The organism is Streptomyces sp. NPDC055078, from assembly GCF_053607985.1.
In genome coordinates, this window is record NZ_JBSGUP010000384.1 from 1 (window position 1) to 7,865 (window position 7,865).

The window sequence follows — 7,865 nt, forward strand, 5'->3', positions numbered from 1 at the left end:
AGCCATGAGGGGGGAGGCTCGGGCCGCCCGTCCCCCTCATCGCGAGTCCAGGAAACCTGCCCCGACCTGCGGCTCGTACTCCCCGTACCCGGCACTGCCCATGCCGTCGCACTCCGAACGCCGGGCCGAGTACCCCCGATCCCCGGCCCGCCCGCCCCGGGGATGCCCTCGAATCCGGCGCCCCGGCACCCGAATCCAGCGCCCCGGAACGGCTGTTGCCCCTACCGCGCCGCCTCGTCGAGCGCCCGCATCATATCCGTCACCAGGTCCTCCGCGTCCTCCGCTCCGGCGGAGAACCGGATGAAGCCCTCAGGGACCGCGTCCCCGCCCCAGCGCCCACGGCGTTCGGCGGACGAACGGACCCCGCCGAAGCTCGTGGCATCGTCCACCAGCCGCAGCGCGCCCAGGAACCTCTCCGCCCACCCCCGGTCGGGCAGCACGAACGAGACCACCCCGCCGAACCGCCGCATCTGCCGGACGGCGAGCGGGTACGAGGGGTCCGTCGGCAGCCCCGGGTAGCGCAGCCCCGTCACCTCGCCGCGCCCGGCCAGCGCCCCCGCGACCGCCAGCGCGTTCGCGCACTGGCGCTCGATCCGCAGGTGCAGGGTGGCCAGCGAGCGGTGGGCGAGCCATGCCTCCATGGGGCCCGGAATCGCGCCGGCGATCTTGCGCCAGCCCCGTACCTCCGCGACCAGTCCGGCATCGCGGCAGGTCACATGGCCGAGCAGCAGATCGCCATGGCCGGTCATCCCCTTGGTGTCACTGGCCACCGAGTAGTCCGCGCCCAGCTCCAGCGGACGCTGCCCGAGCGGGGTCGCGAGCGTATTGTCGACAGCCACCAGCGCCCCTGAGGCATGCGCCGCGTCCACCAGCCGCCGTACGTCGCACACATCGAGCCCGGGGTTGGAGGGCGTCTCGATCCAGAGCAGCCGGGCCCCCGCCAGCGCGGACAGCTGTGCGTCGCCGCCCGTCGGCGCGGTCCGGACCTCGATGCCGTACGCCTCCAGCTGCGCGCGTACCAGCGGGAGCGCCTGGTATCCGTCGCTCGGCAGCACCACCGCGTCCCCGGCCCGCAGCCGGGAGAAGAGAACGGCCGAGATCGCCGCCATCCCCGACGCGAAGGACACCGTCTGCACCGGCTCCCCCGGTGCCTCCAGCTCCCCGATCGCCCGCTCCAGAAGGGTCCAGGTCGGGTTGGTGTCGCGCCCATAGGTGTACGGGCCGGTCGGCTCGCCCGGCAGATGGAAGTGGGCGGCGAAGACCGGGCCCGGCAGGGGCGGCTCATGCTTCACCGGCTCGGGCAGCCCCGCCCGTACCGCCCTCGTACCATCGCCGATGCCGGCGGGGTCCTGGGCGCCGCCGATGCCCGCAGGGTCCTGGGCGCCGGGACCTGTGGGGCCGCCCTGGGCGCCGGGTTCGCCCACCGTGTCCGTACCACCGCTCATGCCGCGCTCAGTCCTTGTCGGGCAGGGCGACGTTCAGCGCCCACGAGACGATGGAGATGATCAGACCGCCCAGTACGGCCGTCCAGAAGCCGTCGACATGGAAGCTCAGGTCGAGCTTGTCGGCCAGCCAGGAGGTCAGCAGCAGCATCAGGGCGTTGATGACCAGCGTGATCAGCCCCAGGGTGAGGATGAACAGTGGCAGCGTCAGCAGCTTCACGACCGGTTTGACGACAAAGTTGACCAGGCCGAAGAGCAGCGCCACCACGACCAGTGCCAGTGCCTTCTCACCGGTACTGTCACCGGTGAGCGTGATGTCCCCGACCAGCCATATGGCCACGGCCAGGGCCGCCGCGTTGGCGAGCGTCTTGACTAGGAAATTCATCATGTGTCTGATCGTGACAGACGCGATCGGGACAACGGCAGGGGCGGACGGACGATGAAGGCATTCCGGCTGGACGAACTGGAGGTGGAACGTGCCGCGAACAACGGTGCGTACCTTCAGTTCCTGCGTGAGCGGAACATGTCGGTCGGCCTGTACGCCCTCGAAGCGGGCGCGCTGGACCCGCAGTCGCCGCACCGGCAGGACGAGGTCTACTTCGTCGTCAGCGGACGCGCCGCGATCACGGTGGGCACCGAGACCACGCAGGTGGGGCGGGGAAGTGTGATCTATGTCCCCGCGAATGTGCCGCACAAGTTCCACCACATCACCGAGGACCTGCGGGTGATGGTGGTCTTCTCGCCCCCTGAGAAGTGAGCGTTCCCGCCCCCGCGCCGCCCGCCGCCGTCCTCCTCCCCTCTGCCCGTCCCGCCCGCAGTTTCGCGCCCGCGACCGGCACCTTCGGGCCCGCGACCGGCACCGCCCGCTCCGCCTTCTCCCCCTGGAAGCGGACCCCGGCGGCGCCGCTCCCTAGGGGTTCGGTCAGGGGAGTTCAAGGGCTCGCGAGCCCCCATTCACCCCCCTCGCCCGCCTAGCATCGAAGGTACGGATCACCGAACGCGAAGTGAGTCAAGAGAAAGAGGTAGGACGATGGCCGTGCGGGAGATTTTCGCTGGGATGCCGTGGTGGGTGAAGTGGGTGGCCCTGCCCCTCGTCGCCCTTGTCGTGTTCGGCGGTCTCATCGCGAGCGTCGTCGGCTTTGTGATCGGACTGCTCTTCAAGGTCCTGGTCTTTGTCGCGCTCATAGCCGGACTCGTCTTTGTCGTACGGAAGTTCATGAGTTCCTCGAACTCGCGGGGGGACTGGTAGCCACTGCCGGTACCGGTGTTAACCCGGCCGGGGGAACACACAGCAAAACCCCAGGCCCATCGGGCCGGACGAGCATTACAGTGGCAAGCTGCCGCCAGATCCCCCGGGTCCCTTCCCTTCAGGCGATGGCTCGGGTGATTTCGTGCGGCGGGCACGCGGGGGCGGCCCCCGCGGGCGGGCGGGTTGCCCGTCACCATGCCTGGGGGTGACCTTTGGCCACAGCTGACCACGCCACTGCCCCTACGCTGATCGCTTCGGTGCAGCGGGCACTGCGGCTGCTGGAGGCTGCGGCCTCCCACCCGCACGGGGCGCCCGCGAAGCAACTCGCCCGGGAAGCGGGGATTCCGCTGCCCACCGCCTATCACCTGCTGCGCACGCTGACGCACGAGGACTATCTGCGCCGTGAGAAGGGCGTCTTCGTCCTCGGTGGCGCCGTGGGCCGGCTCGCCCTTGGCGGTGCTGTGCAGAATCGTCGCAGCAGACTGGAGGAGTCGCTGCGGCACTGGCGGGACGCCATCGGAGTCCCGGTCTACTTCGCGCTCTACCGCGAGGGCGAGATCGAACTTCTCGCCGTCGCCGACACCCCGTACGCCCCCGCCGTCGAGGAATGGGCGGACTTCCGCGAGACCGGCCACGCCCACGCCATCGGCCAGTGTCTGCTGAGCCAGCTCGACGAAACCGCACGCCGTGACCATCTGGACCGCCACCCGGTCCAGCCGGTGACCCCCTATTCCGTACGGGACCGGCGCACGCTGATGGAGCGGCTCGCCGCGACGGAGCGGATGCAGCCGGTCATCGAGCGACAGGAGTATGCGCTCGGCACGGTCTGCGCCGCCATTCCGATCACCGCCGGATCCAGTGCCGCAGCGATGGCGATTTCTCTACCCCTCCATCAAGAGGAGCGATTGCTTCCGGCTATCGAACAACTACGCAGCGGAGTCGGAGGGCTGCTCAGCTCGCTCGCCTTCTCTATCAGTATCTGAAAAATCACTCCTTGTAGTCCTCTAGCGCTTACAGCACGATTAAGGCAAGAGGGTCAGGGGGATCATTCCTGGCCGTTTTTGGCAGGCTGTCAGCAGGCTTCATTCACTGCGGGGTGCACGATGCGCGAGTCGGTCCAGGCCGAGGTCCTGATGAGCTTCCTTGTCTCCGAGGAGTTGTCGTTCCGGATCCCGGTGGAGCTCCGGTATGAGACGGAGGATCCTTACGCGGTGCGAATGACCTTCCATCTGCCCGGAGACGCCCCTGTGACCTGGGCGTTCGGCCGTGATCTGCTGCTCGACGGCATCATCGGGCCGACCGGCGACGGCGATGTGCGCATCGCGCCGACCGGCCCCGAGGATCTCTCCGACATCGGCATCCGGCTTCAGGTCGGCGACGACTGCGCGCTGTTCCAGGTGAGCGCGGTACCACTGGTCGCCTTCCTCGACCGCACCGACAAGCTGGTGCCGCTGGGGCAGGAGCGGGCGTTCGGCGACTTCGAGGCCGATCTTGAGAAGGCGCTGACGGGGATTCTCGCCGGGGCCGAGGAGAACGCCGACTCGGCCCCGCCCCGCAGTGAGGCCGGGGTCGAGCCGTCCCCGTGACTACTTCCTGCGGCGGCGGCCCGTGCCCCCGCGCCCGGGCATCACTCCCCGGGCCGGCAGCCCGATCCGGCCCGCCGACCTGATCCGGCCCGCGGCCCCGCTCCGTACCGGCGCGGGCGATTCGCCCACGGGCCGCGCCCCGGCGCCTTCCGGGCGGTCGGCGGACACCACCAGCGCGGCGAGCGCGGTGGTCACGGGCACCGAGGCGACCAGGCCGATCGATCCGATGAGGGTCCGGACGATCTCCTCCGCCACCAGCTCGCTGTTGGCGACCGCGCCCACGCCGCTCCGCGCGATCGAGAACAGCAGAAGCAGGGGCAGCGCGGCGCCCGCGTAGGCCAGTACAAGGGTGTTGACCACCGAGGCGATATGGTCCCGGCCGATCCGGATGGCGGCGCGGTAGAGCGCGCGCGGACCCATGTCCGGGTTCGCCTGACGCAGCTCCCACACCGCCGAGGTCTGTGTCACCGTGACATCGTCGAGCACTCCCAGTGAGCCGATGAGGACACCGGCCAGCAGCAGACCGCTCATATCGATGCCCGGGTACAGACCGTGGATCAGCCCGGTGTTGTCGTCGGTGTTACCGCTCAGACTCGCCCAGCCGATGAAGAGCGAGCCCAGCAGCCCGATCAGCAGCAGCGAGATCAGCGTGCCGAGGACCGCGACCGAGGTACGGGCGGTCAGCCCATGGCACATATAGAGCGCGATCAGCATGATCGCGCTGGCTCCCACCACCGCGACGATCAGCGGATTGGAGCCTTCCAGGATCGCCGGAAGGATGAACAGCGTCAGAACGGCGAACGAGGCGGCGAGCGCGATCAGCGCCATCACCCCGCGCATCCGTCCCACCAGCACCACCACCAGCGCGAAGATTCCGGCCAGCAGTGCCATGGGGAACTGACGGTCGACATCGATCACCGAGTACTGGAGATCGCGGGGCGCGTCCGGGGCGTAGGCCACCACCACCCCCTGGCCCTGCTTGAGCTGGCGTGACGCATCGGGCTGCACGATCTCGGTGAAGGTGCGGCCCTTGTCCTTGCCGCTGGTGACCTCGATCGCCGCCTTTCCGCAACGGCCCTGCTGGGAGTTGACCGCCTCGCGCCCCTCAGGGGTGCTGGTGTCCCCCGTCGGCGGCACCTGAGCGGCGTTGACGTCCTTGCAGTCCACCTGCTCGACCCGGGTCACCCGGCCCTGCTCGGTCTGCCGGTCGAAGCCCACGCCCGTGCGCTCATGGCCGGGGGCGTCACCGGGCCAGAGCACCAGAAGGCCCACGACGACCGCGGTGGCGAAAGGAATCAGCACCGCGGCGATGACCTTGCGCAGATGCCGGGAGACGGGCACGGCGGGGCTGTGGCTGTGGGCATGGGCGTGGTTGTGGCCCTGTGCGTGGCCCTGCGACGCGGGTGTTCGCTGCCGTGGCGGGCCGGTCGGCTGATGGTCGTCGGGCCCCCGCTGGGGGTCGGGCGGCGATGAGGTCACCGACCGATCATCGCAAGAACGGCGGGGGGCCTCTGTTCAGCGCGCCAGAAATGACGCTAGCGTGGTGGCACCTTTGCACACGCGGGAGCTCGGAGCACCGGGCTGAGAGGGCGCTGACCTCCGTACGAGCCGACTGGCCCATGCCAGTGGGGCATCCACGGAAGCCGCTGCGTCGACCGCCGAACCTGTTACCGGGTAATGCCGGCGTAGGGAGTAGGTCTTATGACCGTTCAGGATGCACGCACGCCTGCCGTGGACCGGACCGCCGGGGGCGGCGAGCGCAAACCGGGCTGGCACAAGGGGTACGTCGAGGGCTCACGCCCCGATCTCCGGGTGCCCGTCCGCCAGGTGCACCTCACCAATGGCACGGATGTGACGCTGTACGACACCTCCGGCCCGTACACCGACCCCACCGTGGAGACAGATGTACGCCGCGGCCTGTCGCCGCTGCGGGAGAACTGGATCGTCGCCCGTGGTGACACCGAGGAGTACGCGGGCCGTCCGGTCCGCCCCGAGGACGACGGGATCAAGCACACCTCGCCGCGCGGCGGGCTCCGGAATCTCGACGCGGTCTTCCCCGGCCGCCCGCGCCAGCCCCGCCGGGGCCGGAGCGGTCAGGCGGTGACACAGCTCGCATACGCCCGCCGTGGCGAGGTCACCCCGGAGATGGAGTACGTCGCGATCCGGGAGAACGTTTCTCCTGAGGTCGTACGGGAGGAGATCGCCGCGGGCCGCGCGGTGCTGCCGGCCAATGTCAACCACCCGGAGATCGAGCCGATGATCATCGGCAAGCGGTTCCTGGTGAAAGTCAACGCCAACATCGGCAACTCCGCCGTCACCTCCTCCATCGAGGAGGAGGTCGAGAAGATGACCTGGGCGACCCGCTGGGGCGCGGACACGGTCATGGACCTGTCGACCGGCCGGAATATCCACACCACCCGGGAGTGGGTGCTGCGCAACTCTCCCGTCCCGATCGGCACCGTGCCGCTCTACCAGGCGCTGGAGAAGGTCGACGGCAAGGCCGAGGAACTGACCTGGGAGATCTACAAGGACACCGTCGTCGAACAGGCCGAGCAGGGCGTCGACTACATGACGGTCCACGCCGGTGTGCTGCTCCGGTATGTCCCGCTCACCGCCAACCGCAAGACCGGCATCGTCTCGCGCGGCGGTTCGATCATGGCGGCCTGGTGCCTGGCACACCACAAGGAATCGTTTCTGTACGAGAACTTCGAGGAACTCTGCGAAATCCTCGCCGCCTACGACGTCACCTACTCGCTCGGCGACGGTCTGCGGCCCGGGTCGATCGCGGACGCCAACGACGAAGCGCAGTTCGCGGAGTTGCACACGCTCGGGGAACTCAACTCGATCGCCAAGCGTTTTCAGGTACAGACGATGATCGAGGGCCCCGGTCACGTCCCGATGCACAAGATCAAGGAAAACATCGACCTCCAGCAGGAGATCTGCGAGGAGGCTCCCTTCTATACGCTCGGTCCGCTCACGACCGATGTGGCCCCGGCGTACGACCACATCACCTCCGGCATCGGGGCGGCGATGATCGCCTGGTGGGGCACGGCCATGCTCTGCTACGTCACACCCAAGGAGCATCTGGGTCTGCCGAACCGGGACGATGTGAAGACCGGTGTCATCACCTACAAGATCGCCGCGCATGCGGCGGACCTCGCCAAGGGGCATCCAGGAGCCCAGGAGTGGGACGACGCGCTGTCGGACGCGCGCTTCGAGTTCCGGTGGGAGGACCAGTTCAATCTGGCTCTCGACCCGGACACGGCACGGGAGTTCCACGACGAGACGCTTCCGGCGGAGCCCGCCAAGACCGCGCATTTCTGCTCGATGTGCGGACCGAAATTCTGTTCGATGAAGATCTCGCAGGACATCAGGCGTCGGCACGGCAGTTCGCGACAGGAGGTCGAGGAAGGCATGGCGGAGAAGTCCAAGGAGTTCGCCGAGGCGGGCAACCGCGTGTATCTGCCGATAGCGGACTGACCGAGAGGCGCCGGTCCCCCGGCGTCCGCGTTCACGGGCGTCCCGGCTGACCGGCGTCCGGACCGCACCGGCTCACCGGGCCCTGGCCGGGACCGGCCGGGGCCCTGA

At 69.0% G+C, this 7,865-nt stretch carries 8 protein-coding genes; 5 read left to right on the plus strand and 3 right to left on the minus strand.

Annotated features, from left to right (window positions below; all coding sequences use genetic code 11):
• Nucleotides 1-221: 221 nt before the first annotated feature.
• Complete coding sequence (locus ACWF94_RS26775) at nt 222-1,445, minus strand: cystathionine gamma-lyase (RefSeq protein ID WP_453493603.1); 1,224 nt, start codon at nt 1,443-1,445, stop codon at nt 222-224.
• A 7-nt stretch (nt 1,446-1,452) separates the two neighbouring features.
• Entirely contained in the window at nt 1,453-1,830 is a 378-nt protein-coding gene (locus ACWF94_RS26780) for a phage holin family protein (protein ID WP_453493606.1), read from the minus strand.
• Between the two features lie 51 nt (nt 1,831-1,881).
• On the opposite strand from ACWF94_RS26780, the gene ACWF94_RS26785 reads away from it, so the two are divergent.
• The 4 genes from ACWF94_RS26785 to ACWF94_RS26800 all read left to right on the plus strand — a co-directional run bounded on the left by ACWF94_RS26785 (nt 1,882) and on the right by ACWF94_RS26800 (nt 4,277).
• Complete coding sequence (locus ACWF94_RS26785; protein ID WP_453493624.1) at nt 1,882-2,199, plus strand: cupin domain-containing protein; 318 nt, start codon at nt 1,882-1,884, stop codon at nt 2,197-2,199.
• 279 nt (nt 2,200-2,478) lie between these two features.
• Entirely contained in the window at nt 2,479-2,691 is a 213-nt protein-coding gene (locus tag ACWF94_RS26790) for a DUF5326 family protein (RefSeq protein WP_453493609.1), read from the plus strand.
• A 257-nt stretch (nt 2,692-2,948) separates the two neighbouring features.
• A complete protein-coding gene (locus ACWF94_RS26795; RefSeq protein WP_453493612.1) occupies nt 2,949-3,674 on the plus strand; it encodes an IclR family transcriptional regulator in 726 nt (241 codons plus the stop codon).
• 120 nt (nt 3,675-3,794) lie between these two features.
• Nucleotides 3,795-4,277: an SsgA family sporulation/cell division regulator gene (locus ACWF94_RS26800; RefSeq protein WP_453493615.1), complete on the plus strand. Its 483-nt coding sequence runs from the start codon at nt 3,795-3,797 to the stop codon at nt 4,275-4,277.
• Here ACWF94_RS26800 and ACWF94_RS26805 read toward each other — a convergent pair whose 3' ends face one another.
• Nucleotides 4,278-5,756 (minus strand): YibE/F family protein, encoded by a 1,479-nt coding sequence (locus tag ACWF94_RS26805; RefSeq protein WP_453493618.1) that lies wholly within the window; start codon nt 5,754-5,756, stop codon nt 4,278-4,280.
• A gap of 222 nt (nt 5,757-5,978) precedes the next feature.
• On the opposite strand from ACWF94_RS26805, the gene thiC reads away from it, so the two are divergent.
• A complete protein-coding gene (thiC, locus tag ACWF94_RS26810) occupies nt 5,979-7,757 on the plus strand; it encodes a phosphomethylpyrimidine synthase ThiC (protein WP_453493621.1) in 1,779 nt (592 codons plus the stop codon).
• Nucleotides 7,758-7,865 lie beyond the last annotated feature (108 nt).